This is a genomic window from Actinoallomurus sp. NBC_01490, assembly GCF_036227085.1.
In the GTDB taxonomy this organism is placed as follows: domain Bacteria; phylum Actinomycetota; class Actinomycetes; order Streptosporangiales; family Streptosporangiaceae; genus Actinoallomurus; species Actinoallomurus oryzae.
Genome location: NZ_CP109433.1, coordinates 3,644,340 through 3,670,937, shown reverse-complemented (window position 1 = coordinate 3,670,937; position 26,598 = coordinate 3,644,340). Strand labels below are relative to the sequence as shown.

The following is a 26,598-nucleotide window of genomic DNA, read 5'->3' as shown; positions in this document are numbered from 1 at the left end:
TACCGAGGACCGGCCCCCGACGCACGCGGGGCGGCGGTCACGGGCTCCTTCAGTTGTACGAATACGAAGAGAGGGAGCGGCGGAGGCCGCTCCCTCTGACCGCTATCGGCGAAGGCCGAGCCGCTCGATGAGCTGACGGTAGCGGTTGATGTCCTTCTTCTGCAGGTACTGCAGGAGGCGACGGCGCCGGCCGACCATCAGCAGCAGACCACGACGGGAGTGGTGGTCGTGCTTGTGGGTCTTCAGGTGCTCGGTGAGCTCATTGATGCGCTTGGTGAGCACGGCCACCTGGACCTCGGGCGACCCGGTGTCGCCTTCGGACGTGGCGTACTCTTCCATGATCTTCTTTTTGGCGGCGGTGTCGAGCGACACGGCTCTCCTTCTCTAGCGGGTACGCCGATATCAAGTCGAAACACTCGGAAACCATGCGTACCCACAGTCATCCGAGTGGGTGGGCGATCACGCCCCGCGCGGGCAGCCGACTACTGCCGGTCACTTCCCAGCGGCAAATCACGGTACCACGTGAAACCTGGAGGCCCGTTAACGATTGAACACCCTGTCATGGCGGAGTGTTCCCGTGAACCGGCCTTACTCGCGGGTGAGTTCGCGAGCCCGGTCGACGTCGCGGCGCATCTGCTCGATCAGCGCCTCGACCGTGTCGAACTTGAGGGTGTCGCGCAGCCGCGCGGTGAAGTCGACGCCGACGTGCGCGCCGTACAGGTCGAGATCGTCGCGATCGAGGGCGTACGCCTCGACGGTGCGCTCGCCGCCCTCGAACGTCGGGTTGACGCCGATGGAGATCGCGGCCGGCCAGCGGGCGTCCGGATGGCCCGCGGACCGGTCGCCCTGCAGCTCGGCGTAGCCGGCGCAGTTGAGGTATCCGGCGTAGACGCCGTCGCGCGGGATGGCGGTGTGCGGCAGGCTCTCCAGGTTTGCGGTGGGAAACCCGAGGTCACGGCCGCGCTGCGCCCCGCGTACGACGATGCCCTCCACACGGTGCGGGCGGCCCAGCAGCCGCGTGGCGCCCTCGACGTCGCCCTCGGCGAGGTGCTCGCGGACCAGGGTCGAGGAGATCGGCCGTCCGTCGGCGACGAGCGGCACTCCCTCGGCCTCGAAGTCGTACTTGCCGCCCAGCTCCTGGAGCAGCGCGACGTCGCCCTTGGCCTTGTGCCCGAACCGGAAGTCCTCCCCCACCACGACGCGGACGGCGTGCAACCGGTCGACCAGGACCGACTGGACGAACTCGTCCGGGCCCATGCGGGACAGCTCGAGGGTGAAGGGCAGCACCATCACCGCGTCCGCGCCCAGCTCACCGAGGATTTCGGCGCGCCGCTTAGGCGTGCACAGCAGCGGCGGATGCGTCCCCGGCCGTACGACCTCGTCGGGGTGCGGATCGAACGTGATCACCACGGCGGGCGAGCCCAGCTCGCGGGCGAGCTCCGCGGTGCGGTCGACGAGCCGCTGGTGCCCGCGGTGCACACCGTCGAAAACGCCGATGGTGACGACCGACCTGCCCCAGTCTGCGGGCACGTCGTCGAGGCCATGCCAACGTCGCACTGTCCACCCCTTCTCGCGGTGCTCCTAGGGCCCGTCTCAAAGCACCGCTGTCCTACCGCGCACCGCTCGCCACGGACGGGGACTTCGAGACACGCCCTAGCGTGCCATGGGTGGGGCACCGGGGGTGACATCGGGCCGGTTCCGGCGACGTCGCGCCGCGTCAGCGCCCCGGGCGAAGGGTCTCGGCGACGCCGTAGCGCAGGAGGCTGACGCGCACCTCACCGCAGGCGCACCGGGTGTAGGTCACCAGGCCCTCGGAGGTGGCGTGCCGGGAGAGGACCTCGTACGGCTCGGACTCAGGCCAGGCACAGACAGGGCACTCGGTCACCGGATTCCGCCAATGCGATCGCTGTAATGATTAATATGATGATAACGCTTACACCTCGACCGTCGGGCAGGATGGGGCGATGCGGGTCACCGGCTACAAAAGTCACGGCGTCGGCGCCGCGGCCGCTCTGGTCAACGCCGTGACGAGTGCTGAGGGGGCCGACACCGACGACGCGCTGCGCGGCGTGCTGGCGGACCACGGCTTCTTCGTGGCGGACTTCACCCCGGACACCGCGGCGCGCCTGCGCCCCTGGGCACGTACGCTCCGGGCGGTCTTCGAGGCGGAGGCGCTGGACCGGGCGGTGGAGCTGCTGAACGCCCTGCTCGCGGACGTGCCCATGCACCCCCACCTCGCCGACCACGACGAGCGCGGCCTGCACCTGCACTACGCGCCGCCGCAGGTCGAGCTGGCGCACCGGTTCCGTGCGACCACGCTGATGAACCTCTCGGAGCTGGTCTGCGACCACGGCATCGACCGGATCGGGGTCTGTGCCGCCGCCGGCTGCGACCGCGTCTACGCCGACGACTCGCGCGGCGGGCGACGGAGGTTCTGCTCCGACGCCTGCGCGAACCGCACCAACGTCGCCGCCTACCGCGCCCGCCGCCGCGAACAGTGAGACGGTCTCCCCGGGCCTGTCTCAAAGCCCCGCCGTCCTGCTGAGCGGGCGGCTTCGAGACGGGCGCTAAGGGACGAAGACGGCGATCGGCTTGGCGACCGGGCCGTGCTCCTCCATCAGCGCGAGCAGGGTGCCGTCCGGGCCGAAGACGCCGATCGGGCCCGGCCCCAGGCCGGTCGCGCCCAGGCGCCCGCCGTGGGCGATCTTGCGGGCGTCTTCGGTGGACACGTCGAGCCGCGGGAAGGCCGCGGACACCGCGTCGGCCAGCGGAAGGACGGTCAGTTCTTCGGTGAGCTGCTCGATCGTCCGGGCCTGGGACAGGTCGTACGGGCCCACGCGGGTGCGGCGCAGGTAGCACAGGTGGCCGCCGACGCCCAGGGCCGCGCCCAGATCGCGGGCCAGCGCGCGGATGTAGGTGCCGCTGGAGCACGTGACGGTCGCCGAGACGTCGAGCACGTCACCGGCGTAGCGCAGGTCGCCGAGCGCGAAGTCGTACACGGTGACCTTACGGGCCTTGAGCGCGACCTCCTCGCCGTCGCGGACCCGTTTGTACGCCCGGCGTCCGTCCACCTTGATGGCGCTGACCTGGGGCGGGATCTGCTCGATCGGGCCGGTGAGGTCGGCCACCGCCGCGCGCAGCTCCCCCTCGGTCACCCCCGCGGCGGGGGCCGTGGCGGTGACCTCGCCCTCGGCGTCGTCGGTGTTGGTCGACTGGCCCAGCCGGATCACCGCGTCGTAGGACTTCTCGGTGAGCGCGAGGTGGCCGAGCAGGCGGGTCGCCTTGTCCACCCCGACGATGAGCACGCCCGTGGCCATGGGGTCGAGCGTGCCGGCGTGGCCGACTCTGCGTGTGCCCGCCAGCCGGCGCAGCTTGCCCACGACGTCGTGGGAGGTCCAGCCGGCCGGCTTGTCGACGATGACAAGTCCGTTCATGTGCGGGTGACGACCTCGATCTCGGCGAGAAGCTCCCGTAGGCGTTCGACCGCGTGCCGGACCTCGCCGTGCAAGGTGAAACCGGCCGCCGTCGGGTGTCCGCCGCCGCCGAGGGCGACGCACGCCATCCCGACGTCGACGCGCCCCTTGGAGCGGGTGGAGACCTGCCAGGCGCCCTCGTCGTCCTCCTTGAAGACGACGGCGACCTCGGCCTCGTCCGTGCGCCGGACGACGTCGATCACGCCTTCGAGCAGGTCGTACGGCAGGCTGTACGCGGCACGGTCGGCGCGCGTGACCGTGGTCCACACCATGCCCAGGCCGCCGGCCACGTCCGGTTCGAGCGTGGCGCGGCCGAGCGCCGCGGACAGCACGGGCAGGTAGCCGAACGGGGCGCGGTCCCAGACCTCGCGGGCGACCAGTTCGGGCCGGATGCCGGTGGCCAGCAGCCTCCCGGCGAGCGCGTGGACCTCGGGGGTGGTCGTGGCGTACTTGAACGAGCCGGTGTCGGTCACGAGCCCGACGTACAGGCCCAGGGCCATGTCGTGGGTGAGGGACACGCCGAGCCGGTCGATGAGGCGCTCGGTGACCGCCGCGGTCGCCGCGGCACCCGGATCGACGAGATGTGTCGTGCCGAACCGGGTGTTCGACGCGTGGTGGTCCAAGACGATCACTTCGCGCGCCTTGCGGGCGTTGGGCGCGAGGCTGCCGAGCCGGTCGCGGCTGGCCGCGTCGAAGGTGACCATGACATCCGGCTCGGCCGGGAAGTCACCGGGGTCGGTGAGCAGGTCCAGGCCGGGCAGGAACCGCAGGATCCGCGGCACGACGAACGCGTCGCCGAACGAGGCGGTGAACGGCTTGCCCAGGACGCGCAGCGCCTGGGCGAAGGCCAGCATCGACCCCAGGGCGTCGCCGTCCGGGGAGACGTGACACGCCAGGCAGACCGTCCCGGCCTCCTCGATCGAGGCGACCGCCCGTTGCCACTCGTCGGCGGTGATGGCCACGGCGCTACCCGGCGGGGAGTTCACGACCCGGAGTATCCCGCGTTGTCGGCATCGTCGCCGTCGGTTTCGTCAACATCCGCATCGGATCGCGCCTCGCGGTAAGGGTTGGCCTCCCCTGCGGGAAGGGCGCCCTCGGCGGCCTTGGCCACCTGCTCGTCCGCGGCGCGCGCCTTGGCGAGCAGGTCGTCGATCTGCCGGGCGTTCTCGGGCAGCGCGTCGGGCACGAACGTCAGGCTGGGGGTGTGCCGTACGCCGGTGCGCTTGCCCACCTCCGTACGGATCACGCCCTTGGCGCTGTTGAGCGCCGCCGCGCTGTCCGCGCGCTCGGCGTCGCTGCCGTACACGGTGTAGAAGACCGTCGCGTCCCGCAGGTCGTTGGTCAGCCGGGCGTCCGTCACGGTGACGAAACCGAGCCGCGGATCCTTGATCCGCCGCTCCAGCATCTCCGCGACGATCTGCTGGATGCGATCTGCGAGCTTACGAGCCCTCGCGGGGTCCGTCACAGTCTCTCCTTCATCGGTCCCGTGACCAGGGCGATCACGGTCCTCCATCAACCAGTAATGGAATGCACTCTATGACTCTTCGTTGAAGAGTCGTTGCCGGGCCGAGAGCAGCTCGATCTCCGGTCGCCCGGCGACCAGCCGCTCACACGCCTCCAGCACCTCGACGCAGTTGCCCGCCTCGGCGGAGACGACCGCGATCGCGATCTCCGCCCGGCGGTGCAGGTCGAGGTGGCCCGTCTCGGCGGCCGCGGCCGCCGGGAACCGCCGGCGTACTTCGGCGACGATCGGACGGACCACGGCGCGCTTCTGCTTCAGCGAGCGTACGTCGCCGAGCAGCAGGTCGAGCGTCAGTGCTCCCACATACACAGGTGGTCACCCCCGTGATCGAACCGGCCGTCGACCGACGAGGTGGCGTGCGAGAAAGCCGCACGCCACCTCTCCGGGGCGTACCGGGACCCGCGAGAAGGGCCGCGCGCAGAGACCGCCCGGAACCCCGCGCCCCGCTCGGCGGTGCTCAGGCACCGCCTCGCTGCGGGCGAGGGTTCCGGGCAGTGACTCAGACGCGCGGCTTCTCCCGCATCTCGAAGGTCTCGATGATGTCACCGATCTTGATGTCGCCGTACCCGATGCCGATACCGCACTCGAAGCCCTCGCGGACCTCGGTCGCGTCGTCCTTGAACCGGCGGAGCGAGGACACGGTGAGGTTGTCGGAGACGACCACACCGTCCCGGACCAGCCGCGCCTTGCTGTTGCGGTTGATCGTGCCGGACTGGACCATCGAACCGGCGACGTTGCCGATGCGCGGCACCTTGAAGACCTCGCGGATCTCCGCCGAGCCGAGCCGCACTTCCTCGAACTCGGGCTTGAGCATGCCCTTGAGTGCGGCTTCGACCTCCTCGATCGCCTGGTAGATGACCGAGTAGTAGCGGATGTCGACGCCTTCGCGGTCGGCGATCTCCTGCGCGTTGCGCTCGGGCCGGACGTTGAAGCCGATGATGACGGTGCCCTCCGACGTGAGCGCGAGGTTCACGTCGTCCTGCGTGATCGCACCGACGCCGCGGCGGATCACCCGGAGACCGACCTCTTCGCCGACGTCGATCTTGAGCAGTGCGTCCTCGAGGGCCTCCACCGAACCGGACACGTCGCCCTTGATGACGAGCAGCAGCTCCTGGAGCTCGCCCTTCTCGAGGTCCTTGAACAGCTCCTCGAGGGTGCGGCGCCCGCGAGTGCGGAGCAGCTCGGCGTTGCGCTTGCGCGCCTGGCGGCGGTCGGCGATCTGGCGTGCCATCCGGTCGTCGTCGACGGCGATGAAGTTGTCGCCGGCGCCGGGGGTGGCGGACAGGCCGAGCACCAGGACCGGACGCGACGGCAGCGCCTCGTCGACGTTGTTGCCGTTCTCGTCCAGCATGGCGCGGACGCGGCCGAAGGCCTCACCACAGACGATCGAGTCGCCGACCCGGAGCGTGCCGCGCTGCACGAGCACGGTCGCCACGGAGCCGCGGCCCTTGTCGAGGTGCGCCTCGATCGCGACGCCCTGGGCGTCCTGCTCGGGGTTGGCCCGCAGGTCCAGCTCGGCGTCGGCGGTCAGGACGACGGCCTCGAGGAGGTCGTCGATGCCCATGCGCTGCTTCGCCGAGATGTCGACGAACTGCGTCTGGCCACCGAACTCCTCGGCGACGAGGCCGTACTCGGTGAGCTGCGCGCGCACCCGCTGGGGGTCGGCGCCCTCCTTGTCCACCTTGTTGACCGCCACGACGATCGGCACCCCGGCCGCGTTGGCGTGGTCGATCGCCTCCGTGGTCTGCGGCTTCACCCCGTCGTCGGCGGCGACCACCAGCACGACCAGGTCGGTCGTCTCGGCACCGCGGGCACGCATGGCGGTGAACGCCTCGTGACCCGGGGTGTCGATGAAGGTGATCTTGCGTTCCTGGCCGTCGACCTCGGTCGCGACCTGGTAGGCGCCGATGTGCTGGGTGATGCCGCCGGCCTCGCCGGCCACCACGTTGGCGTTGCGGATCGCGTCGAGCAGCTTCGTCTTACCGTGGTCGACGTGACCCATGACGGTCACGACCGGCGGACGGGAGACGAGGCTCTCGTCGCCGCCCTCGTCCTCACCGAACTCGATGTCGAAGGACTCGAGCAGCTCACGGTCCTCGTCCTCGGGGCTGACGACCTGGACGTTGTAGTCCAGCTCGGCGCCGAGCAGCTGCAGCGTCTCCTCGTTGACCGACTGCGTCGCGGTGACCATCTCACCGAGGTGCAGCATCACCTCGACGAGCGACGCCGGGTTGGCGCCGATCTTCTCGGCGAAGTCGGTGAGGGAGGCACCCTGCGGCAGGCGGATCGCCTTGCCGTTGCCGCGCGGGACGCGGACGCCGCCGATCGAGGGCGCCTGCATGTTGTCGAACTCTTGACGCCGCTGCTTCTTGGACTTGCGCCCACGCGTCGGACGGCCGCCGGGACGGCCGAACGCACCCTGCGTGCCACCGCGGCCACGGCCTCCGCCGCCCGGACGCGGGCCGCCGAAGCCGCCGGGACGGCCACCGCCGCCACCGGCCGGACGGCCACCGAAGCCGCCGCCACCGGGACGACCGCCGCCACCCGGACGGCCACCGCCGCCACCGGGACGACCGCCGCCACCGCCGGGACGACCGCGACCACCGGCACCGCCGGGGCCACCGGTGTCGCGCTGCGGGCGCGAGGGCATGTTCATCGGGCTGGGGCGCGGGCCTCCAGGCCGAGGCGGCATGCTGCCGGGGTTCGGCCGGGGGCCGCCGGCGCCGGGAGCGCCGGGACGGCCCTGACCCGGACGCGGCGGGGCGCCCGCACCACGGTCGCCACGCGGCGCGCTGGGCCGGTCACCACGCGGCGGCGCGGGCCGGTCGCCACCCGGGCGTGGGCCCGGACGCGGACCCGGCTTGGCCGAGCCCATGCCGGTGTTGGTCGAGGAGAACGGGTTGTTACCCGGACGCGGACGGCCGCCGGAACGCTGACCGGGCGCGGCCGGACGCGGAGCGCCGCCGGGGCCACCGGGCCGCGGGCCCGGCTTGGGCGCCGGACCGGGACGGCCGGCCGCGGGACCGGGACGCGGGCCCGGCTTGGGCGCGTCGGACGGGCCCCCCGGACCGGACGGACCGGGCGCGGGCCGGGGCGCGGACGGGCGCGGGGCCTGCTGACGCGGGCCCGGCTGCGGGCCGGGCTTGGGCGCCTCGGGCACCGGCGGAAGATCGCGGCGCTGCGCCGGGGGCGCGTCCGACTTGATCTCCGGCCGGGGCGCGGGCTTGGCCTCCGGCTTGAACTCCGGCTTGGGTGCGGCCGGCTTGGGCACCGGCCTGCGCGGACCCGGCTTGGGCGCTGGGGCCTGGGACTTCTTTCCGTCGGCCGACTTGGCCGACGGACCTCCGAATGCTTCCTTGAGTCTGCGAACGACCGGCGCCTCGATCGTTGACGACGCCGACCGGACGAACTCGCCCATCTCGTTGAGCTTGGCCATGACGGCCTTGCTCTCAACACCGAATTCCTTGGCGAGCTCGTATACCCGGACCTTTGCCACTGCACTCCCTACTCGGTCCGGGGACGTCCTCGGACCGTCGCTACCTTGCGGTAATCATCGCTGCGTGCTCATCGAGCGCTCATAGCAATCTCGACCTGCTTCCGACTAGACGTCGCTTACGAACCGGCCTGCTGAGACTCGAGCCATTGGCGGAGCATGCGAACCTCGAGCGGCCCCGTCCGGCGAAATGCCCGGGGGAACGCCCGACGACGCTCGGCCAGCTCAAGACATGCCAGATCGGGGTGCAGGGAGGCGCCCCTACCCGGCATTCGCCCGCGCGGGTCAGGGACCACGTTGAAACCAACAGGGCCCTCGACCACGACCAGGCGCAGCAGGTCGGACTTGGCCGTGCAAATCCGACAGCCCACGCATGTACGCCGTGGGACCGCGCGACCACGAACCATAAGTCTACCGCGTCGGCGCGTCGGCGGGACCTGCCGCATGCTCCCCTTCGGTGGAAGATCCGTTTTCGGTGTCCGGGCGGATGTCGATCCGCCACCCCGTCAAACGGGCGGCGAGACGGGCGTTCTGCCCCTCTTTGCCGATCGCCAGAGAGAGCTGATAATCAGGCACGATAACCCGCGCCACCCGCGCCTCGGCGTCGATCACCTCGACATGGTTTACCCGCGCGGGAGACAGGGCATTCCCCACGAACTCGGCGGGCTCGTCCGACCAGTCGACGATGTCGATTTTCTCCCCATGGAGCTCGTGCATCACGTTGCGTACCCGGCCGCCCATCGGTCCGATGCAGGCGCCCTTGGCGTTCACGCCGGGTTTCCGCGAGCGAACGGCGATCTTCGTGCGGTGGCCGGCCTCGCGGGCGATCGCCGCGATCTCGACCGTGCCGTCGGCGATCTCGGGAACCTCGAGCGCGAAGAGCTTCTTGACCAGGTTGGGGTGGGTGCGCGACAGCTTCACGAGCGGCCCGCGGTGCCCCTTCTTGACCTGGACCACGTAGGAGCGGATGCGCTCGCCGTGGTCGTAGTTCTCCCCGGGAACCTGCTCCTCGGGCGGGATCACGCCCTCGAGCTTGCCGAGGTCGACCAGGACGTTGCGCGGGTCCTTGCCCTGCTGGATGACGCCCGCGACGATGTCGCCCTCGCGCCCGGCGTACTCACCGAACGTGAGTTCGTCCTCGGCGTTGCGCAGGTGCTGCAGGATCACCTGCTTGGCCGTGGTCGCCGCGATGCGGCTGAAGTTGGTGGGCGTGTCGTCGTACTCGCGCGGCTCGGCGGCCTCGCCCTCGGCGTCGTCGGCGGGTGTCTCGGTGGCCCACACCGTGACGTGACCGGACTTGCGGTCGAGCTCGACACGGGCCTTCGGAGCGGCACCTTCGGTGCGGTGGTAGGCGATCAGCAGTGCTTCTTCGATCGCCTTGACCACGAGTTCGAGAGAGATGTCCTTTTCGCTCTCGAGACTGCGCAAAGCGGTCATATCGATGTCCACGAGGCCTCCCCCTAGTCCTCGTCGCCGCCGGGATCATCATCACCCCGGCGGTTGAACTCCACCTGGACCAGCCCGCGGGTGAGCTCGTCGTAACCGAGCCGTCGCTCCTGGCCGTCGGTGTCGAGCACGACGGCCTCGTCATCGGCCGTCGAGACGCGGCCGGTGACCTCCTCGCCGCCGGACAGCGTCGCGCGTACGAGGCGGCCGCTCGCCCGCCGCCAGTGCCGTGGCTGGGTGAGGGGACGGTCGATCCCCGGTGAGGTCACCTCGAGGACGTACGGCCCCGAGCCCATGGCGTCGCTCTCGTCGAGCGCGGCGGAGACACGCTGGCTCACGACCGCGACGTCGTCGAGGCTGACGCCGCCGTCTCCGTCGACGATCACACGGACCTGCCGGCGTTTGCCGGCCGGCGTCACGATGACGTCCTCGAGATCGAACCCGGACTCGGCCACCACCGGCTCGAGCAGGCGCATGAGCGCGGCCCGCGCCTGGTGTCCGGGCCCCCGCCGGCCCCGCTGAGCGCGGCCGGAGTCGGCGTTGACGCTCATGGGGCCTCCTTCTGTGCGGCCGCGCGGCCGATGGACGGGTGGCCGCCCGGTGCGTCCACTCCGCACATAAGACTATCCACAGCTGCGGGCGCCGGGTGCCGCATCGCCAGCCGACGGGCGCGCCCTTGTGGAATGCTTGCGCACCTGAGTGGAAGACGATGGACGGAGGCACGCTTGGAGGCGTTGCGGTCCGTGACACCGACGCGGCGGGCGGTGCTCGGGGTCTCCGTGGCGGCGCTCGTGACGACCACGGGATGCACGACCGTCGGGCCGGGCGAGGCTCCCTCCCCGGGCCCCGAGGTCACGCTGCTCGACGGGGTGATCGAGAACGAGGCCGCGCTCATCGCCCTGTACGACGCGGTCCTCGCCGCCCACCCGGGTCTGGGCGGGCGGCTGAAGAAGCTGCGCGAGCACCACGTCCAGCATCTCGCCGTGCTCAAACGCCACTATGTCCCCGGCAGCACCAGCGGCACCGCGACGCCCGCGCCGCGACCCTCCGCCGCCGCGCCGCGGACCGAGTCCGGCGCCCTCGGCGCCATCCGGAGCGCCGAGCGCAAGGCGGCCTCCGCGCGCGCCGACGAGGTGCGCCGCGTGTCGCCGGGGCTGTCCCAGCTCCTCGCCTCCATCGGCGCCTGCGAGGCCGGGCACGCCCAGGAGCTCACATGACGACCGCCCCCGAGACCATCTCCGCGTTGCAGGGCGCGCTCGCCGCCGAGCACGCCGCGATCTTCGGGTACGGCGTGCTGGGCGCGCACCTGGCCGGCGTCCAGCGGCAGAACGCCGCCCGGATCTGCGACTCCCACCGCGCCCGGCGCGACCGGCTGCGCTCCTACGTCGAGGCGGGCGGCGCGACCCCGGTCGCGGCGTCGCCGTCCTACCGCCTGCCCTCGCCCGTCTCCTCGCCTCGCACGGCCGCCCAGCTCGCCGCCCGGCTGGAGGACGGCGTGACCGCGGGGTACGCCGGGCTGGCGGGCGTCGCCGACGCGAGCCTGCGCCGCTACGCCGCCCTGGCGATGCAGGAGGCGACCGTGCGCGCGATCCGGTGGCGCGGCTCGCCTTCGGCCGCCTTCCCCGGTCTGACCAGCGCGGCGTTGTACCCCAGGGCGGAAAAGTAGCCCGGAACCGGCGATAGGTAACCTGCCAGTCGAGATCACAACAAGATCACGACTGGGGAGGTTTCAGGCGCTCCATGAGCGAGCGGAGCGAGCGAATCGAAAACACGCGCGCCTGGTCACTCCTCCGACGAAGGAGGGCCCGTGAGCGAGCGGAGCGAGCGAACCAAAGAACACGCGCGCCTGGTCACTCCTCCGACGAAGGAGGGCCCGTGAGCGTGGGTCGCGAGAGGCTACGGCACACCTGGCGGACCCTCATGGGTGAGACGATCGTCGATCCGCCCGAGGAGGAACCCGGCGACGCCGTCTCCGGGGAGGCGCTGGACCTGGTCCTGCGCGTCGGTGAACTGCTGCTGGCGAGCGGTGAGGCCACCGAACGCGTGAACGAGTCGATGCTCAGCCTGGCCGTCGCGTACGAACTGCCCCGCTGCGAGGTGTCGGTGACGTTCACCGTGATCTCCGCCTCGGTCCATCCGGGCCGGGGCGCCCTGCCGGTGACCGGCTCGCGGGCGATCCGGCGGCGCTACCCGGCGTACTGGCGGCTCGCGGCGCTGCACACGCTCATCCAGGAGGCCTCCATCGGCCTGCTGGACCTCGATGAGGCCCACGACCGGCTCCGGAGGATCAAGCGGAGCCAGCCGCCGTACGGGTCGCCGTATCCGGCGTGGCTGGCCGTCGTCTCGCTGGGCCTGATCGCCGCGTCGTCGAGCCTGTCGATGGGCGGCGGGCCGCTCGGGGTGGGAACGGCGTTCGTCGCGACGGTGCTGGCCGACCGGACCGCCGCGCTGCTGGGCCGCCGGGGCATCGCGGAGTTCTTCCAGCTCACCGTGGCGGCGGCGATCGGCGCGACGAGCGCCGTACTGGTGATCGCGGCGGGATCGCCGGGCAACGCGTCGACGATCGTCACCGGCGCCATCGTGGCGCTGCTGCCGGGGCGGCCGCTGGTCGCGAGCATCCAGGACGGCATCACCGGGGACCTGGTCAGCGCCGGGGCCCGGCTGCTGGAGGTGTTCTTCATCGTGGCGGCGATCGTCTCCGGGCTCGGCGTGACGGTGTACGCCGCGGTGCACCTCGGTGTCGCGATCGACGTACGGGACCTGCCGGCGGCACCGGTGACGCTGCGGCCGGTGGCGGTGCTCGCGGCGGCGGGCGTGTCGGTCGCCTTCGCCGTCTCCCTGGCCGTGCCGCGCCGCACGCTGCCGGCGGCGGCGCTGAGCGGGGCGCTGATCTGGACGGTGTACGTGCTCGGCCGGGGCCTGGGGGCGGCCCCGCTACTGGCGGCGGCGATCGGCGCGGTGATCGCGGGTCTGCTGGGGCACATCCTCGCGCGGCGGCGGCACCTGCCGGCGCTGCCGTACATCGTGCCGGCGGTGGCGCCGCTGCTGCCCGGGACCGCCCTGTACCGCGGCATGATCCAGCTGAACGGCGGCGAACCGTCGCAGGGCGTGCTCACCCTGATCGGCGGCATCTCGGTCGCCCTGGCCCTGGGCGCGGGCGTCAACCTGGGCGGTGAGTTCATCCGCGCCTTCCAGCGTGTGGGGGTCGGCGGCTCGGGCCGCGGCGCCCGGCCGGCCGCTCGCCGCACGCGCGGCTACTGACCTCCGCCCGGGGCGGAGGCGGGCCGGGGCTCGCCGGTATGCCGGGAATGTGAATCTTGATGTGGCCGTTGAGCTGGGCAAAGACCGAGCTATGACGGGGTGAACGCGTGTCCGAGACGACGGAACGGGCGGAGTCCCCGCATTCGGCCGGGACCTCGGCGGGCACGGCCGCCACCCTCGCGGAGGAGGGATCCACGCCCCCCGCGCGGTCGCCTCACGCGGAGGAGGGGACTACGGCCCCCGCGCGGCCCGCTCCCGCACAGGAGGGATTCTCGGTCCTCGCGCGGCCCGCTCCCCCAGAGGAGGGATCCACGACCCCCGCGCGGTCGCCTCACGCGGAGGAGGGGACTACGGCCCCCGCGCGGCCCGGTCCCGCACAGGAGGGATCCTCGGTCCTCGCGCGGCCCGCGCCCCCAGAGGAGTCCACGGCCCTCGCGCGGTCCACGCCCGCGGAGGAGGGATTCACGGCCCCCGCGCGGTCCGGTCCCTTGGCGCTGCCGGGCGTCCTCGGTCGCGGCCGTCTCCCGGCTCCGACGGACGCCGGGCGCCGGCGACGGCTCATGTGGGCCGGGCGGGTGGTCATGGCCGGGTCCGTCGTCGTCTGTCTCGTGGTCTTCCACGGCGACCTGCCCGACCCCGAGGCCATGTGGCTGGCCACGCTTCACGCCGGACCCGGGTGGCTCGCGTGCGCGGTGCTGGCGCAGGCCGCCTCGATGGGCATGTTCGCCCGGGTGCAGCGGCGGTTGCTGCGGGCGGGCGGCGTGCGCATGTCGCTGCCGCGCGCGCTCCGGATGACCTATGCGGGCAACGCCCTGTCCGCCACGCTGCCCGCCGGGCCGGCGATCAGCACCGCCTTCAACTTCCGCCAGTATCGCCGTGCCGGTGCGCCTCCGCGCCTGGCCACCGCGGTGATCATGCTCGGCGGTGTGATCATGACCGGCGCGTACGCCGTCGTGGGACTGGCCGCGCTGGTGGCCGCGCCGGGCTCGCGGGCGCTCGCGGTGACCGGGCTGGCGGTTCTCGCGGTGGGGGCCGGCGTTTGCGCGGTGGTGGCGTGGCGCCACGGGGCCTCTCTGGCCCGGCTGACCCGCCGTCTCGTCCGCCCGGTCCTGCGTCACCGGCTGGCGGCGCCGTACGCCGAGCGACTTCGCGAGGGCGGGGCCGGCCTGCGGCTGCGTCCGTCCGACTGGGCGATGCTGACCCTCGCGTCCCTGTCCAACTGGATCTTCGACATCCTCTCGCTCGCCGCCGCCGGGCGCGCGGTCGGCGTGCACACCGCCCTGTACTCGATCACGCTGGCGTACTTCGCGGCGCAGGCGGCGGGAGCGCTCGTCCCGCTGCTGCCCGGCGGGCTCGGCGCCATGGAGGGCAGCCTCGCCGCGTCGCTCGTCGCGTTCGGCGCGCTGGCGGCGCCGGCCGGGGCGGCGGTCGCCCTGTACCGCCTGGTGTCCTTCTGGGGTGTCGTCGGCGTCGGCTGGCTCGCCTGGCTCGCGGTCAAGGCCGACGACCAGGACGGCGGCCGGAACGGCGAAAGGGACCGCACCCTTCCGGCGCTCGACACCGCCTGAGCGCCGCGTCCAGGGCCCCGGCGCGTGCGCGGGGCTACGGCACCCGGTCGGGCACCAGTGACTGGACGTTCACCGAGGGTTCCGGCTGCTCCTCGTGGTGTGGCATGAGGACCACGACCACGATCGCCGCGCCGAAGCCCGCCGATCGCAGCACCAGGCGCACCGGGTCCTGGGGCAGCGGCTCCCCGAAGACGGCCGTGCCGGCCAGGACCGTGTAGACGCTGCCCACGACGCTGGAGACCGGCACCACGATGGAGGCGCGTCCGCGCTGCAGCGCCGTCTGGAACAGCAGCAGGCCCGCGCCGGACAGGGTCAGGTAGAGGTAGGGGTACGGAGAGGCGAGCGTACGGCCCACGAAGTGGTGCGCGTCCTCGGCGAGGAAGCCCGACACGCCCTTGGTCTGCAGGCCGGCCGCCCCGTACAGCAGGCCGGACGCGCCGCCGTACAGCAGTCCCGGCGCCGGCCGGCGGCCCGACCGCGAGCCGGATCGCACAGCGGTGCCGAACGCCGCCAGCCCGAGGAACACCGTGCCGCCGACCACGGCGAGCATCTCTCCCGTGCCCGCGTGCAGCCCGAGCCTCGTCGGCTCCATCGACAGGCAGACCAGCAGCAGGGACAGCGCCAGCACGCCGAGGCCGGCCCACTCTCGCTGAGTGGTCCGTTCGCCGAGGAACACGGCCGAGAACACCACCAGCAGCGCGAGCCCGGCGAGCTGGATCGGCTGGGCGACGCTGAGCGGTACCAGCGACATGACGACGATCTGGCACGCCATGCCCATGCCCATGACCAGGAAGCCGGTCAGCCACGCCTTGCTCGTGGCCAGGACCCACACCAGCCGTCCGACGCGTCGCATGCTGAGTGGCGGCAGGTTCTGCAGCGCCCGCTTCTCCAGCACGAATCCGGCGTTGTACAGCACGGTCGCGATCAGCCCGAGGACGATGCCGTAGAACAAGCAGCCTCCTCCGAGCCTGCGTTGGGGGACGTGACGATCCAGGCGTAAGACTGCCTGACATCGCAGGTCAGAGCGCACGAGGGGACGGACGCCCGCAAGACCACGAGGCACGAATTTACCCGATGACCCCAAATCCGACGTGGGGACCGGTCGAAAAGCGTTCTCCGGGTCCGGACGGTCCCGCGCCTGGACAGAGGCGTTCCCGCGCGCCGCTCGGGGGCACCGGTCGTAGGCCTTTGGACCGAAATGCAGCGTCTGTCGGAATCTCCCGGGCCGTGCGGCGCTTTACTGGAGGAGCCCCGGGAAGCGGCACGCCTCACCGCCGCGGGGGTGACGGGATCCGAACGAGCGCGTGGCCGAACCGGCCGGAAGAGGAGACGCCCCCATGGCCGACGGCGCGACGGCCGCGACGCCGTACGGCCCCTCCGAACGGTCGCCCGAGCACCCGGCGGGCGCGAGCGACGGCCCGGAATTCACGTCCGGCCGCGCGCCCGGTGCCGACCCGGACACCCCGAACGTCCGTGCGATCGACGGCCGCCGGTTCCGCAGCATCCTCGGGCGCTTCGCGACCGGCGTCGTGGCGATCACGGCGATCGACCCGGCGACCGGCGCCCCCACCGGACTGGCCGCCAACTCCTTCACCTCCGTGTCGCTCGAGCCGGCGCTCGTGTCGTTCTGCGTCGCGCACACGAGCACGACCTGGCCGCGCCTCCGCACGGCCGAACGGCACTGCGTCAACATCCTGTCCGCGCCGCAGCGCGAGGTCTGCCTGCAGTTCGCCGCGAAGGGCGCCGACAAGTTCGCCGGCCTGGAGTGGAGCGAGTCACCCGGCGGCGGGCCGGTGATCGACGGGGCACTGGCGTGGCTGGAGTGCTCGGTCGAGGCCGAGTACCCGGCGGGCGACCACATGATCGTCGTGGCTCGCGTGCACCACCTCGACCGCCATCACGACGGGGAGCCGCTCATCTTCTACAAGGGCTCCTACGGCCGCTTCCAGAGGTGACGGAGGGGCACTGGAGGCGCCGTTCACCTCCAGTACCGTCTCAGGAGCTGTACTCCCCCGTCGCGGCGAGCACGCGGGTGACGCGGGCGGCCGCCTCGGCGGGGTCGTCGGCCGGAGCGATGCGCTCCGCCCAGGACCACCAGAACCACCAGGCTCCGGCGGTCGTCTCCGCGAGGATGTTCTCCGTCAGGGCCGATGCGTGTGGGTTCACCACGTGCAGGCTCGGCGGTCCTCCCTGCGGAATCGTCAGCCGGACGGCGAAGCCCCGGTCGCGGAGCTCGTCGCCGAGGCTTTCGAGATATGCGATTCGCGTCCGCGCTAACGCGGCATTGTCATCAGACACGATCGGATCACCTCATCTTCAAGCGTGTGGCCCGATGGAGCATCAGCATTTCGCCGCCCCGGTCGCCGCGCAATCCGCAGCACCGGGCGCCGCCGAACTCGGCCCCGGGGCGGAGGCGAAAGCGCGGGAACTGCGGCGGTTTCCCCCTATGCTCGAAAGATCACCGCACCGTACGCGGCGGAGTCACGGACAGGGGGCCCAGTGGTCGCGGCAGTACTCCGCAAGGGCATGACGCAGGGGCGCCTGCGCGCGCCCGCGTGTGCCTTTCTCACCCTCTACGGCGTCGCCAAGCTCGCCGAGCTCCTCGACTGGTCCCGCCTGCACCACGACGTCGCGGCGATGCTCGGCGCCGGCTCCGGCACGGTGACCGGGCTGCTGCTCACGGGCAAGGGCGCCGAGCTGGCGCTCACCGTCCTCGCCGTGCTGGCCCTGATCCGCGCGAGCGACACGCTGCTGGCCGCCGCCGTGGCGGGCTGGACCGCCGATCTCGCCGTGCTGACGGTCGTGGCCGCGGTCTGCGGCGACCTCGGCCGACTGCTGGAGCACGGGACGGCGTTCCTGGTCATCGCCGCCCTGCTGACCGTGCTGTACAAGTCCGGCGCCGTACGGCTGCCGCGCCGCACCGGCGCGCCGGACCAGGCCGCGTCCCCGCCGCCGCACACGACCCGGCGGCTCCCCACCGCCACGTCGGACCCGACGCAGAAGCTCCCCACCGCCACGGCGGAGCCGACCCGGCAGGACCTGCCGGTGCGCCGCCCGGACGTCACCCGGCAGGACCTGCCCGTACGCCGGCCCGACGCCACCCGCCGGGACCTGCCCGCGGGCAGCCCCGACCCGACCCGGCAGGACCTCCCCGTACGCCGCCCGCCCACGCCCTCCTGAGGGTCAGACCACCAGGCGGGCCACCGCGGTCATCGTTCCGGGGGCCACCTCGGTGAAACCGCCGTCGCGCACGACGACGTCCGCCTCGGCGACCGTACGGCTCCACTCGTCCGCCTCGACGACGCGCACTCGCAGGCCCGGCCACGCGCCACGGGCGCGGAGCAGCAGATGCGCGGCGTGCCCGCACTGCGCGGCCGCCTTGCCGGTCGTCATGGGCACGCCGGGATTCAGGCCGATCAGGGCGTACGGCGGGGCCGGCGGCGGCTTGGGCTCCTCCTCGCGCTCCAGGTCGGTGCCGCCGACCTGGAGACGCGCGATCTCGGGCGCCACCTCGGTGACCGGACCGGGCACGAACGCCCGCGCGGGCGCCCCCTCGTGGTCGACGAGCACGCCGGGCAGTGCGCCGAGCGCCTCCCAGCGGGCGCCGCGCGCACGCCGGACCACCTTGCGGATGCGCCGAGACTCCCAGGCCGCGACCGCCTCGTGCCACTCACCGCCCGGCGCGGAGCGCGGGTCGGCGAGCAGCGTGACGGCGGCCATCGCCGCCGCCTCGCACACGGCGAGGTGCGTGGGAGGTGCGTTCTTCTCCACGCGCAGGGCGAGCTGCATCGCCCACGGTGGCTGATCCGCCGGGTCCTCGTGCCCGTTCACTGAGCCGCTCACGAGCATCATGTCTACACATCGGGACGCACGGCCGGCACCCCGGGGCCCGGTCAGGTGAGCTTGGTGAGCGCGTCGTCCATGATCTCCGCGCCCGTGTCGATCTCCTCCTCGGTCACGGTCAGCGGAGGGGCGATGCGCAGGCAGGCGGCGGCTCCACCGGCCCGGCCCTTGGTGATGTTCAGCGACAGGCCGCAGGCGTGGCAGGCCTCGGTCAGCTGCTCGCCGCGCTCGACGGCGGGCGCCTTGGTCGCCCGGTCCTCCACCAGCTCCACGCCCCAGAGCAGGCCCATCCCTCGGACGTCGCCGATGAGCTCGTGGCGCGTGGCGAGCTCGCGCAGGTGGCCGCCGAGGCGTTCGCCGCGCCGGGCGGCGCGGCCGGCGAGATCCTCCTCTTCCACGACGTCGAGGACGGCGAGGGCCGCCGCCGCGGGCAGCGGGTCGGACTGGTGCGAGGTGTAGTACATCAGGCCCGCGTCGTAGGCCGCCCGCTCGATCGCGTCCGTGGTGACGACCGCGCTGATCGGCAGTCCGCCGCCGAGCGTCTTGGACAGCGTGACGATGTCGGGCACGACGCCGTAGACGTCCATGCCGAACATCGCGCCGAGCCGGCCGAAGCCGGTCTGCGCCTCGTCGAGGATGAGCAGCATGCCGCGTTCGTGGGTCAGTTCGAGGAGCCGCGCGAGGTAACCCGGCGGCGGCACGAGGATGCCGCCGGACGACAGCACCGGCTCGGCCACGACCGCGGCACCGGCCCCGCTCGTCTGCTGGTCGTACAGCTCGAAGCCGATCTCCAGGCAGGTCTGATCGCAGGTGCCGGCGCAGTGCCGTACCGGGCACCGGTAGGCGTACGGGGCGGGCAGCGCGAACACCCCGGGCATCGTCGGTCCGTGCCCGCGCCGCCCGGCCGAGTAGGTGAGCGACTGGCTGCCCGAGGTCATGCCATGCCAGCTGCGGGTGAGCGACACGACCTCGAAGCCGCCGGTCGCCAGCTTCGCCATCCGGACGGCCGCCTCGTTGGCCTCCCCGCCGGTGCTGAGGAACATCGAGCGGTCCAGCCCGGCGGGCATCAGCGCGGCGACGCGCTCGGCCAGGGCCAGCACGGGCTCGGACAGCAGGCCGGAGTTCAGGTGGACGGCCTCGGTCAGCGACCGGCGCACCGCCTCGACGATGCGCGGATGGCTGTGGCCGATGGTGGCGCAGATCTGGCCGGAGGTGAAGTCGAGGACGCGACGCCCGTCGGTGGTCTCCAGCCACGAACCGGAGGCGCGGGCGATGACGTCGGAGGAGAACTCGCCGTTGTAGCGGATCAGGCGGCGTGCACGTGGGTCCATGCCGCGATCGTCTCTCCGCGCATGCGCCGGATCCAGCGATGATTTTCGCGGGATATCCGTGGAAGGAAACGAACGATGCTCGATCTCCGGCGCCTGCGGCTCCTCCGCGAACTGCACGCCCGCGGCACCGTCGCCGCCGTGGCCGGGGCGCTGTCATACAGCCCCTCCACCGTCTCTCACCAGCTCGCCGAGCTGCAGCGGGAGGCGGGGGTGACCCTCTTCGAACGCGACGGCCGCCGGCTGCGCCTCACCGAGGCGGCGCACGTGCTCGTCCGCCACGCCGAGGTCCTGCTCACCCGCATGGAACGCGCCGAGGCCGAGATGGCGGCCGCCGCCGGCGCCGTGGCCGGCACGGTCCGCGTCTCGGCGTTCCAGACGGCGGCCATCAGCCTGGTCGCGCCCGCGCTCGCCCGCCTCACCGACCGCCATCCGCAGCTGCGCCTGGAGGTGACGGAGGCCGAGCCAGACCAGGCGTTCGACGCGCTGCTGCGCCGCGAGTGCGACCTCGCGATCTGCGACGAGTACGGCGGGCAGCGCAGGCCGCGCCCGCGCGGGCTCACCTTCGAGGAGCTGTACGTCGAGCGGGTGCGCCTCGTGCTCCCCCGCGGGCATCCCGCGACGCGGCTGCGCGACCTGCACGAGGCCGCCTGGGCCGGCGGTCAGCCGGGCACCAGCCACGACCGGCTGCTGATGCTCGCGTGCACGACCGCCGGCGGCTTCGTGCCCGACATCCGTCACCGCACCACCGACCTGCTCGTACTGCTCGCGCTCGTCGCCACCGGACGCGCCGTCACCCTCCTGCCCGACCTGTCCCGGCCCGAGCGCGAACCCTCGGTGACGGTACGGGACACCGGGATCTCCCGGCGCGTGCTCACCGTCGTACGGGACGACGGCCTCGCGCGCCCCGCCCTCACCGCCGTACGGACGGCGCTGAGCGAGGTCGCGTTCGACCTTGTTTGACCTTGTCCCTGGGTCAGGCCACAGCATCGATCGCGACAGGAGGAGGGCGGCGATGGGTTCGCTGACGATCGGGGCGTTCGCCCGGGCGGCGCGGCTGTCGCCGAAGGCGCTGCGCCTGTACGACGAGCTCGGCCTGCTCCGGCCGGCTCGCGTCGATCCGGCCTCGGGCTACCGGTTCTACGAGCCGGCGCAGCTCGAACGGGCCCGGCTGGTGGCCTGGCTCCGCCGGCTCGGCATGCCGCTCGCGCGTATCCGGGTCGTCTGCGAGCTAGAGCCGGCCGACGCGGCCCGCGAGGTCGCGGCGTACTGGGCGCGGGTGGAGGCCGACACCGCCGCGCGGCGCGACCTGGCCGCCTTCCTCATCGACCAGCTCCAGGGAAGAGGCGATGAGCACATGACACTCGGCATCCGCTACGCCGTGCGATCCGACACCGGCAGAGTCCGCCCGAGCAACGAGGACGCGGCGTACGCCGGCGCGCGGCTGCTCGCCGTGGCCGACGGCTTCGGTGGTGAGGGCCACGGCGGTGAGGGGCGCGGGGCGCCGGCGAGCGCGGCCGTCATCGAGGCGCTGCGCCCGCTCGACACCGACATCCCGGCGGGCGAGCTGCTGAACGCGCTCGACCAGGCCGTGCACGAGGCCGACGCCGCGCTGCGCGACATCATGCGCACCGACCCCTCGATGGAGGGGGTCGGCAGCACGCTGACGGCGCTGCTGTGGTCGGGGTCGCGTCTCGGGCTCGTGCACATCGGCGACTCCCGCGCGTACGTCCTGCGCGACGGCGAGCTGTTCCAGATCACCCACGACCACACGCACGTGCAGTCGCTGATCGACGAGGGCCGCCTCAGCCCCGAGGAAGCGGCGTCGCACCCGCAGCGGTCGCTGCTGCTGCGCGCCCTGGCCGGCCGCGGGGTCGCGGCCGACCTGAAGCTCCGCGAGGCACGCCCCGGCGACCGGTACCTGCTGTGCTCCGACGGCCTGTCCACGGTGGTCCCGCTCCCGGCCGTCCAGGACGCTCTGGCCTCGGCCGCCGACCCCGACGAGGCCGTACGGCGGCTGGTCGACCTCGCCAACGACGCCGGCGGCCCCGACAACGTCACCTGCGTGGTCGCCGACGTCACCAAGGGCGGTGTGGTCTAACGCCGGCAGGTCGGTACGGAGCCGATGCCGCCACCGAGGTCGGCCGCGATGCCGCTCGTGATCGTGCTCTGGAGGACCCGCGTCGCCGTGCCCGACTTCGGTGAAGATCGCACCGCCGTCGCGCACGGCGACGTTTCCGGACAGTCGGCTCGCGAAAACGGGGCGCGTCCCGGCGTTGTTAATGGCACCGCCGCCGCGTTCTCCGCTCCCTGAGTGGTATTCGCTGTGAGGAGAGAATGGACGACGAGCGCTCTGCCGGTATCGTCCAGTTCCCCGCCGTTAAAGTCGAGTGCGGCGTTTCGGGCGAGCGTAACAAAGTCGAGCACGAGCGTGCCCGCGTTGCGGATTTCGCCGCCCCGGCCGTGGAGGTGGCACCGCCCAGGAGCGTGACGTCCAGCACGCACAGCCCCTCCGGCGGCGACGTCGAGGACCCGCAGGTCGCTCACCACCGTATCGCGCCTGGATGCTCGTCGAGGGCCCGCCGAGCAGCATGATCCTGCCAGTGACCTGCGGAGCACGCACCGATGAGGTACGTGCAGGAGGGCGCCAGCCGGAGCACCGACGGTGTCGCGTTGGCCGCGGTGATCATGCCGGTCGGTGCCGCCGCGCCGCACGGCACCCGGACGACACGCTCTCGGTCGGCCCGGGCCGGTCGCGCCGCGAGCACCGTTCCGGCGAGTATCGCGACGCCCATTCGACCGGCGGATCGCGCGAATGAGATAACCGGACTCTCCCTGCCTTGATCGGTCGTGAAAGGCAAAACGCCGCATGGTTCTTTCGTCGACTCCGATAAGAGCACGAAAGCACTGCGGATCCGGTCCGAACGTCGGCCGCCAAGAATCGATCCCGGCATGGACACTCGTCGACGCCAGCCGGTGGGCGTTGCGCCGCCGGTGGCGCGTGCCGTCCGTCATGCGGCGGTTAGGCTCAAAGCCTGGCCGCACACACCGCACGAGAGGAACCCGTGACTCCTCCGCTCCCTGACGGGAGCGGCTTCTCGCTAAGCCGCTTGCGCAGCGTCGCGAAGGGCAAGCCCTGCCCTCAAGATGTTGATCGCCGCGTTGACGTCGGCGTGCGTATTGTGCCCGCACGCCGTACACCGGAACACGGCCTGGGTGACGCGGTTCTCCTTCGCGCAACGCCCGCATTCGGCGCACGTGCGGGAGGTGTTGACGGGGTTCACCGCGATCAGCTCTCGACCGGCGCTTTCAGCCTTGTGCGACAAGATCGTCAGGAACACCCCCCAACCCGCGTCCAGGATCGAACGGTTCAGCCCGGATTTGGCGGCGGCACCGTTGGGCAGGTGGCCGCCGTTGCCGTCCGGTTCGGGTACTGCCCGCTTGGTCATGTTGGTGACCTTGAGCGCTTCGTGCACGATCACGTCGTGGTCGCGGACCAGCCTCAGCGCGGCCTTGTGCGCACCGTCGAGGCGTTGCCGCCGCACCTTCGCGTGCAGGGCGGCGACACGGGCGACGGCCCTACGCCGCCGCCTACTGCCCCGTTTCTTGCGGGCGAGGTCACGCTGTGCCGCCGCGAGACGGCCGGCGGTCACGGCGAGATGGCGCGGGTTGGCCAGATGTTCGCCATCACTGGTCGTCACCAGCGACGCGACCCCCAGGTCGATCCCGGCGACCGCGCCCGTCACCGGCCATGTCTCGGCGGGCACATCGTCACACGACAGCACGACGAACCAGCGGGCGCCTTCCCGCTTCACGCTGATCGTCTTGACCGTGCCCAGCACACGCCGATGCCGATGGACCCGCACATGCCCGACGCCCTGCAACCGCACATACGTCGCGGTCCGGTGGTGGGGCTGGGAGTCCCACCGGCACCCGTCGCCGTCCTTGGGCCACTCAACCGTGTCGAACCAACCCCGCCCCTTGAAACGCGGAAACCCCGGCGTGCGGCCTGCTTTGCGGCGGTCGAAGAACGCACGGAACGCCTTGTCCAGCCTGCGGAGCGTGGCCTGCTGGGAGGAGAACGACCACCGACCCTGACCATCAAGGTCATCGGCGCGGATGTGCTTCAACTCCGCCGACTGATCGCCGTACCGCACGCTCACCCCCGCCCTGCGGTAGGCCGTACGACGGTGTTCCAAAGCGGCGTTGTACAACTCCCGGTGGTCCTCCAGACACTGCGTGAGCGCGGCGGCCTGCTTGCCGGTGGGGCGCAGCAGGAACTTGAACGACCTACGCACACCCACTCCTCACGCTCGGTAACCAGAACACTGCGGTATCGGCCGGCGCCGACAAAACCCGCAAGGAAAAAGGAAACCTGTGATGCGCACACCTGACAGGCCAGGACACACTCGGACCTCGGCGACCCGCCCGCTCCCGAGCCCCCCGCCGCCCAAAGGCGACGATCCCCTCCGGAGACTCTGATGGCGCGCGCGATCGTGTTCGACCTGTTCGGCGTCATCGCATCCACCCAGACGCCCGAGGACGTCCGCGCGATCGAGCGGACCGCCGGAGTGGAGCCCGAGCCCTTCTGGGAGGCCTACTGGGCGCTGCGCAAGCCGTACGACGCGGGGCAGCCGGCCGCGGAGTACTGGGCCGCGGTGGCCGACCGGATCGGCGTGCGGTTCACCGACGCGACGGTCCGCGCGCTGGTCGAGGCCGACATGAAGAGCTGGACCAACGTGGACGCGGTCATGGTGGACCTCGTCAGCGAGCTGGCCGCTCAGGGCCGTACGCTCGGCCTGCTCTCCAACATCGTCGCCGACCTCGTGCCGATCTTCGAGGCGCGGCACGGCGACTGGCTCCGGCACTTCACGACGCTGGCCTACTCCTGCGACATCGGGGTGGCCAAGCCCGACCGCCGGGCGTACGAGATCGTCGCCGAGCGGCTCGGCGTCGCGCCGCGCGAGTGCCTGTTCATCGACGACAACGAGACCAACGTGCTCGCCGCCCGCGAACTCGGCATGCGAGCCGAGGTCTTCCGCGCCCCCGACCAGGTCCGCACCCTGGTCGCCGCCTGACGGACCGCGCCGGAGGTGCGGCCGAACTCGTCGTGGCGGGCGAGCAGAGGCGGTCCGGCCCGCGATGGGCGGGCCGGGCCGTTATTCGATGCCTGTCGGATCAGACGTTCCACACGTAGTTTCTACTTGTATAGAACCACTTGGTGGCGACGGCCGGGTAAACTCCGTTGACCCGACGATAGGCTATTGCCTCCATATAGGCGTTGCCGCCGAGCGAAAATGTGGTGCACGCGCCCGGATTGATGATTCGCGTCGTGATTCCCGCGTGAGTTCCCCGCGGAGGGACGTCGACGTACTCACCGGCCGAACTGACGTTGCAGAACCTGAAGAATCCGCTCGCGGCGTTCGCCGCCGTGGGGACCAGTACCGACGCGGCGACGCCCGCAGCGGTCAGTCCCAGCAGAGCCTTGGTCTTGAATCCCATGCTCCGATTCCCTTCAAAGTGACCACGCACCGATATCGGCGGCCATCAGCCGCTCACTTCCGCATACGGAGGAAAGGCCGAAGGGGTTCATTCCAGCCCATCTGACGGACCGGAAATGGTGCCGGACCGGCACTGGGCGCGTCGCACGCCGTACGACGCGAGGCGGCCGGTGGCCGTGGCCGGCCGGATCGGCGTGCGGTTCGCCGAGACGACCGTCCGCACGCCGATCGAGACCCGCGTGAGAAGCTGGATCGACGCCGACACGGCGCGAACGCCGAAGGAGGATCCCGATGAGCACGGCACCGGCGATCGCGGTCGCGGTGACGTTCGTCTGGCTGGGCATGGTGCTGGCCATCTCGTTCCTCGAGGCCCCGCTGAAGTTCCGCGCCCCGGACGTGACCCTGCGGGTCGGGCTCGGCATCGGACGGATCGTCTTCCGCGCGCTCAACGCCGTCGAGGCGGCGTTCGCCGTGGTCCTCGTGGTCGTGCTGGTGGTGGACCGGCCGGACGCGGGCGGGCTGGTGACGCTGATCGTCGCCATCGTTCTGCTGCTCGCCCAGCTGGTGGCCGTCCGGCCCCGGCTGACGCGCCGCTCCGACGCCGTCCTGGCCGGCGCGGACGCGCCCCGGTCGCACGCGCACCACGTCTACATCGCCCTGGAGTCCCTCAAGGTCCTCGCCCTGCTGATCGGCGGCATCCTTCTCCTGGCCGGCTAGCGCTCGTACGCCCAGCCGGTCCACCGCTCGACGGTCAGGGCGATGACCGGGCCCTCCGGTGGGTTCTCGCGGTACTGCGGGTAACGCTCGCGGAGCAGGGCGATCGGGCGGGCCATCGCGCGCGGTTCGGTGAGGATCTCGGCGGTCGCGTCGGCGCGCACCCACCACAGGCGCGTCCAGTCGTCCTCGTAGTGGTCCGCCAGGACGGCCGCCCGCGGATTGACGCGGAGGTTGCGCAGCCGTTTCAGGTCACGGGTGCTCTTCGGCTTGGCGTCGACGGCGGTGTAGATCCGGTCGTGTTCGACGGCGAACGCGGCCACGACCAGATGCGGGCGTCCGGTGGCATCCGCCGTGGCCAGGCGCATGACGGGCACCGACGCCAGCCGTGCGCGGGCGGCGTCCTCGGTCAGCCTCATGCCTCCGAGCCTGGCATGTGTCCGGAGCGT

30 protein-coding genes are annotated in these 26,598 nt (G+C 72.1%); 12 read left to right on the top strand and 18 right to left on the bottom strand.

Annotated features, from left to right (window positions below; all coding sequences use genetic code 11):
* Positions 1–102: 102 nt before the first annotated feature.
* From rpsO to OG417_RS17580, 3 genes are all read right to left on the bottom strand, one after another.
* Complete coding sequence (gene rpsO, locus OG417_RS17590) at positions 103–372, bottom strand: 30S ribosomal protein S15 (protein ID WP_285580821.1); 270 nt, start codon at positions 370–372, stop codon at positions 103–105.
* A gap of 216 nt (positions 373–588) precedes the next feature.
* The gene (locus OG417_RS17585; protein ID WP_329256781.1) at positions 589–1,557 is read right to left on the bottom strand and encodes a bifunctional riboflavin kinase/FAD synthetase; all 969 of its coding nucleotides are present in this window, start codon (positions 1,555–1,557) and stop codon (positions 589–591) included.
* A gap of 160 nt (positions 1,558–1,717) precedes the next feature.
* Positions 1,718–1,885 carry a hypothetical protein gene (locus OG417_RS17580; RefSeq protein WP_329256779.1) on the bottom strand — a complete coding sequence of 56 codons (168 nt, stop codon included), beginning with the start codon at positions 1,883–1,885 and terminating at the stop codon, positions 1,718–1,720.
* Between the two features lie 79 nt (positions 1,886–1,964).
* On the opposite strand from OG417_RS17580, the gene OG417_RS17575 reads away from it, so the two are divergent.
* A complete protein-coding gene (locus tag OG417_RS17575; RefSeq protein WP_329256776.1) occupies positions 1,965–2,501 on the top strand; it encodes a CGNR zinc finger domain-containing protein in 537 nt (178 codons plus the stop codon).
* A gap of 66 nt (positions 2,502–2,567) precedes the next feature.
* On the opposite strand, the gene truB is transcribed toward OG417_RS17575, so the two are convergent.
* The 8 genes from truB to rimP all read right to left on the bottom strand — a co-directional run bounded on the left by truB (position 2,568) and on the right by rimP (position 10,485).
* The gene (truB, locus tag OG417_RS17570; RefSeq protein ID WP_329256773.1) at positions 2,568–3,434 is read right to left on the bottom strand and encodes a tRNA pseudouridine(55) synthase TruB; all 867 of its coding nucleotides are present in this window, start codon (positions 3,432–3,434) and stop codon (positions 2,568–2,570) included.
* Positions 3,431–4,459 carry a DHH family phosphoesterase gene (locus tag OG417_RS17565; RefSeq protein ID WP_329256770.1) on the bottom strand — a complete coding sequence of 343 codons (1,029 nt, stop codon included), beginning with the start codon at positions 4,457–4,459 and terminating at the stop codon, positions 3,431–3,433. Before OG417_RS17565 ends, truB begins: the two co-directional genes overlap by 4 nt.
* A complete protein-coding gene (rbfA, locus tag OG417_RS17560) occupies positions 4,456–4,938 on the bottom strand; it encodes a 30S ribosome-binding factor RbfA (RefSeq protein ID WP_329256768.1) in 483 nt (160 codons plus the stop codon). Before rbfA ends, OG417_RS17565 begins: the two co-directional genes overlap by 4 nt.
* A gap of 69 nt (positions 4,939–5,007) precedes the next feature.
* On the bottom strand, positions 5,008–5,304 hold the full coding sequence (locus tag OG417_RS17555; protein WP_329256765.1) for a DUF503 domain-containing protein: 297 nt from the start codon (positions 5,302–5,304) through the stop codon (positions 5,008–5,010).
* A 190-nt stretch (positions 5,305–5,494) separates the two neighbouring features.
* A complete protein-coding gene (gene infB / locus OG417_RS17550) occupies positions 5,495–8,491 on the bottom strand; it encodes a translation initiation factor IF-2 (RefSeq protein WP_329256762.1) in 2,997 nt (998 codons plus the stop codon).
* A gap of 116 nt (positions 8,492–8,607) precedes the next feature.
* Positions 8,608–8,895, bottom strand: a complete 288-nt coding sequence (locus OG417_RS17545) for a YlxR family protein (RefSeq protein ID WP_329256759.1) — start codon at positions 8,893–8,895, stop codon at positions 8,608–8,610.
* Between the two features lie 4 nt (positions 8,896–8,899).
* On the bottom strand, positions 8,900–9,925 hold the full coding sequence (gene nusA, locus OG417_RS17540; RefSeq protein ID WP_329262361.1) for a transcription termination factor NusA: 1,026 nt from the start codon (positions 9,923–9,925) through the stop codon (positions 8,900–8,902).
* A gap of 23 nt (positions 9,926–9,948) precedes the next feature.
* Positions 9,949–10,485: a ribosome maturation factor RimP gene (gene rimP / locus OG417_RS17535; protein ID WP_329256756.1), complete on the bottom strand. Its 537-nt coding sequence runs from the start codon at positions 10,483–10,485 to the stop codon at positions 9,949–9,951.
* 192 nt (positions 10,486–10,677) lie between these two features.
* On the opposite strand from rimP, the gene OG417_RS17530 reads away from it, so the two are divergent.
* The 4 genes from OG417_RS17530 to OG417_RS17515 all read left to right on the top strand — a co-directional run bounded on the left by OG417_RS17530 (position 10,678) and on the right by OG417_RS17515 (position 14,763).
* A complete protein-coding gene (locus OG417_RS17530) occupies positions 10,678–11,151 on the top strand; it encodes a hypothetical protein (protein ID WP_329256753.1) in 474 nt (157 codons plus the stop codon).
* On the top strand, positions 11,148–11,600 hold the full coding sequence (locus OG417_RS17525; RefSeq protein ID WP_329256750.1) for a ferritin-like domain-containing protein: 453 nt from the start codon (positions 11,148–11,150) through the stop codon (positions 11,598–11,600). Before OG417_RS17530 ends, OG417_RS17525 begins: the two co-directional genes overlap by 4 nt.
* A gap of 209 nt (positions 11,601–11,809) precedes the next feature.
* A complete protein-coding gene (locus OG417_RS17520) occupies positions 11,810–13,195 on the top strand; it encodes a threonine/serine ThrE exporter family protein (protein ID WP_329256747.1) in 1,386 nt (461 codons plus the stop codon).
* Positions 13,196–13,776: 581 nt separating this feature from the next.
* Positions 13,777–14,763 carry a lysylphosphatidylglycerol synthase transmembrane domain-containing protein gene (locus OG417_RS17515; protein WP_329256744.1) on the top strand — a complete coding sequence of 329 codons (987 nt, stop codon included), beginning with the start codon at positions 13,777–13,779 and terminating at the stop codon, positions 14,761–14,763.
* Positions 14,764–14,797: 34 nt separating this feature from the next.
* Here OG417_RS17515 and OG417_RS17510 read toward each other — a convergent pair whose 3' ends face one another.
* Entirely contained in the window at positions 14,798–15,715 is a 918-nt protein-coding gene (locus OG417_RS17510; RefSeq protein WP_329256741.1) for a hypothetical protein, read from the bottom strand.
* 385 nt (positions 15,716–16,100) lie between these two features.
* On the opposite strand from OG417_RS17510, the gene OG417_RS17505 reads away from it, so the two are divergent.
* A complete protein-coding gene (locus tag OG417_RS17505) occupies positions 16,101–16,718 on the top strand; it encodes a flavin reductase family protein (protein ID WP_329256739.1) in 618 nt (205 codons plus the stop codon).
* A gap of 40 nt (positions 16,719–16,758) precedes the next feature.
* Here the strand turns inward: OG417_RS17505 and OG417_RS17500 are convergent, their stop codons facing one another.
* A complete protein-coding gene (locus OG417_RS17500; protein ID WP_329256735.1) occupies positions 16,759–17,061 on the bottom strand; it encodes a hypothetical protein in 303 nt (100 codons plus the stop codon).
* Positions 17,062–17,262: 201 nt separating this feature from the next.
* On the opposite strand from OG417_RS17500, the gene OG417_RS17495 reads away from it, so the two are divergent.
* Entirely contained in the window at positions 17,263–17,943 is a 681-nt protein-coding gene (locus OG417_RS17495; RefSeq protein WP_329256732.1) for a hypothetical protein, read from the top strand.
* A gap of 3 nt (positions 17,944–17,946) precedes the next feature.
* Here OG417_RS17495 and OG417_RS17490 read toward each other — a convergent pair whose 3' ends face one another.
* Together OG417_RS17490 and OG417_RS17485 are read right to left on the bottom strand one after the other, a co-directional pair.
* Positions 17,947–18,606, bottom strand: a complete 660-nt coding sequence (locus tag OG417_RS17490; RefSeq protein WP_329256729.1) for a hypothetical protein — start codon at positions 18,604–18,606, stop codon at positions 17,947–17,949.
* A gap of 50 nt (positions 18,607–18,656) precedes the next feature.
* A complete protein-coding gene (locus OG417_RS17485) occupies positions 18,657–19,937 on the bottom strand; it encodes an aspartate aminotransferase family protein (protein ID WP_329256726.1) in 1,281 nt (426 codons plus the stop codon).
* A gap of 75 nt (positions 19,938–20,012) precedes the next feature.
* Between OG417_RS17485 and OG417_RS17480 the strand changes: the two genes are divergently transcribed.
* The 3 genes from OG417_RS17480 to OG417_RS17470 are packed head-to-tail and all read left to right on the top strand — an operon-like array spanning position 20,013 to position 22,248.
* Positions 20,013–20,897, top strand: coding sequence for a LysR family transcriptional regulator (locus OG417_RS17480; protein WP_329256724.1), 885 nt, complete (start codon positions 20,013–20,015; stop codon positions 20,895–20,897).
* A 52-nt stretch (positions 20,898–20,949) separates the two neighbouring features.
* Positions 20,950–22,035 (top strand): MerR family transcriptional regulator, encoded by a 1,086-nt coding sequence (locus OG417_RS17475; protein ID WP_329256721.1) that lies wholly within the window; start codon positions 20,950–20,952, stop codon positions 22,033–22,035.
* A gap of 48 nt (positions 22,036–22,083) precedes the next feature.
* Entirely contained in the window at positions 22,084–22,248 is a 165-nt protein-coding gene (locus tag OG417_RS17470) for a hypothetical protein (protein ID WP_329256718.1), read from the top strand.
* Between the two features lie 787 nt (positions 22,249–23,035).
* Here the strand turns inward: OG417_RS17470 and OG417_RS17465 are convergent.
* Entirely contained in the window at positions 23,036–24,232 is a 1,197-nt protein-coding gene (locus tag OG417_RS17465) for an RNA-guided endonuclease InsQ/TnpB family protein (RefSeq protein WP_329256715.1), read from the bottom strand.
* A 183-nt stretch (positions 24,233–24,415) separates the two neighbouring features.
* On the opposite strand from OG417_RS17465, the gene OG417_RS17460 reads away from it, so the two are divergent.
* Positions 24,416–25,012 (top strand): HAD family hydrolase, encoded by a 597-nt coding sequence (locus OG417_RS17460; protein WP_329256711.1) that lies wholly within the window; start codon positions 24,416–24,418, stop codon positions 25,010–25,012.
* Between the two features lie 100 nt (positions 25,013–25,112).
* Here OG417_RS17460 and OG417_RS17455 read toward each other — a convergent pair whose 3' ends face one another.
* Complete coding sequence (locus OG417_RS17455; RefSeq protein ID WP_329256708.1) at positions 25,113–25,436, bottom strand: hypothetical protein; 324 nt, start codon at positions 25,434–25,436, stop codon at positions 25,113–25,115.
* Between the two features lie 290 nt (positions 25,437–25,726).
* On the opposite strand from OG417_RS17455, the gene OG417_RS17450 reads away from it, so the two are divergent.
* On the top strand, positions 25,727–26,152 hold the full coding sequence (locus OG417_RS17450) for a hypothetical protein (RefSeq protein ID WP_329256705.1): 426 nt from the start codon (positions 25,727–25,729) through the stop codon (positions 26,150–26,152).
* Here the strand turns inward: OG417_RS17450 and OG417_RS17445 are convergent.
* Entirely contained in the window at positions 26,149–26,568 is a 420-nt protein-coding gene (locus tag OG417_RS17445) for a TIGR03668 family PPOX class F420-dependent oxidoreductase (protein WP_329256702.1), read from the bottom strand. The two genes, OG417_RS17450 and OG417_RS17445, sit on opposite strands and share 4 nt — an antisense overlap.
* Positions 26,569–26,598: the final 30 nt, after the last annotated feature.

Coding starts and splice junctions, on each gene's coding strand:
- OG417_RS17575 (WP_329256776.1), top strand. CDS start 1,965: ATGCGGGTCACCGGCTACAAAAGTCACGGCGTCGGCGCCGCGGCCGCT.
- truB (WP_329256773.1), bottom strand. CDS start 3,434: ATGAACGGACTTGTCATCGTCGACAAGCCGGCCGGCTGGACCTCCCAC.
- OG417_RS17545 (WP_329256759.1), bottom strand. CDS start 8,895: ATGGTTCGTGGTCGCGCGGTCCCACGGCGTACATGCGTGGGCTGTCGG.
- nusA (WP_329262361.1), bottom strand. CDS start 9,925: ATGACCGCTTTGCGCAGTCTCGAGAGCGAAAAGGACATCTCTCTCGAA.
- rimP (WP_329256756.1), bottom strand. CDS start 10,485: ATGAGCGTCAACGCCGACTCCGGCCGCGCTCAGCGGGGCCGGCGGGGG.
- OG417_RS17525 (WP_329256750.1), top strand. CDS start 11,148: ATGACGACCGCCCCCGAGACCATCTCCGCGTTGCAGGGCGCGCTCGCC.
- OG417_RS17515 (WP_329256744.1), top strand. CDS start 13,777: ATGGCCGGGTCCGTCGTCGTCTGTCTCGTGGTCTTCCACGGCGACCTG.
- OG417_RS17505 (WP_329256739.1), top strand. CDS start 16,101: ATGGCCGACGGCGCGACGGCCGCGACGCCGTACGGCCCCTCCGAACGG.
- OG417_RS17485 (WP_329256726.1), bottom strand. CDS start 19,937: ATGGACCCACGTGCACGCCGCCTGATCCGCTACAACGGCGAGTTCTCC.
- OG417_RS17480 (WP_329256724.1), top strand. CDS start 20,013: ATGCTCGATCTCCGGCGCCTGCGGCTCCTCCGCGAACTGCACGCCCGC.
- OG417_RS17475 (WP_329256721.1), top strand. CDS start 20,950: ATGGGTTCGCTGACGATCGGGGCGTTCGCCCGGGCGGCGCGGCTGTCG.
- OG417_RS17470 (WP_329256718.1), top strand. CDS start 22,084: ATGCCGCTCGTGATCGTGCTCTGGAGGACCCGCGTCGCCGTGCCCGAC.
- OG417_RS17460 (WP_329256711.1), top strand. CDS start 24,416: ATGGCGCGCGCGATCGTGTTCGACCTGTTCGGCGTCATCGCATCCACC.
- OG417_RS17455 (WP_329256708.1), bottom strand. CDS start 25,436: ATGGGATTCAAGACCAAGGCTCTGCTGGGACTGACCGCTGCGGGCGTC.
- OG417_RS17450 (WP_329256705.1), top strand. CDS start 25,727: ATGAGCACGGCACCGGCGATCGCGGTCGCGGTGACGTTCGTCTGGCTG.
- OG417_RS17445 (WP_329256702.1), bottom strand. CDS start 26,568: ATGAGGCTGACCGAGGACGCCGCCCGCGCACGGCTGGCGTCGGTGCCC.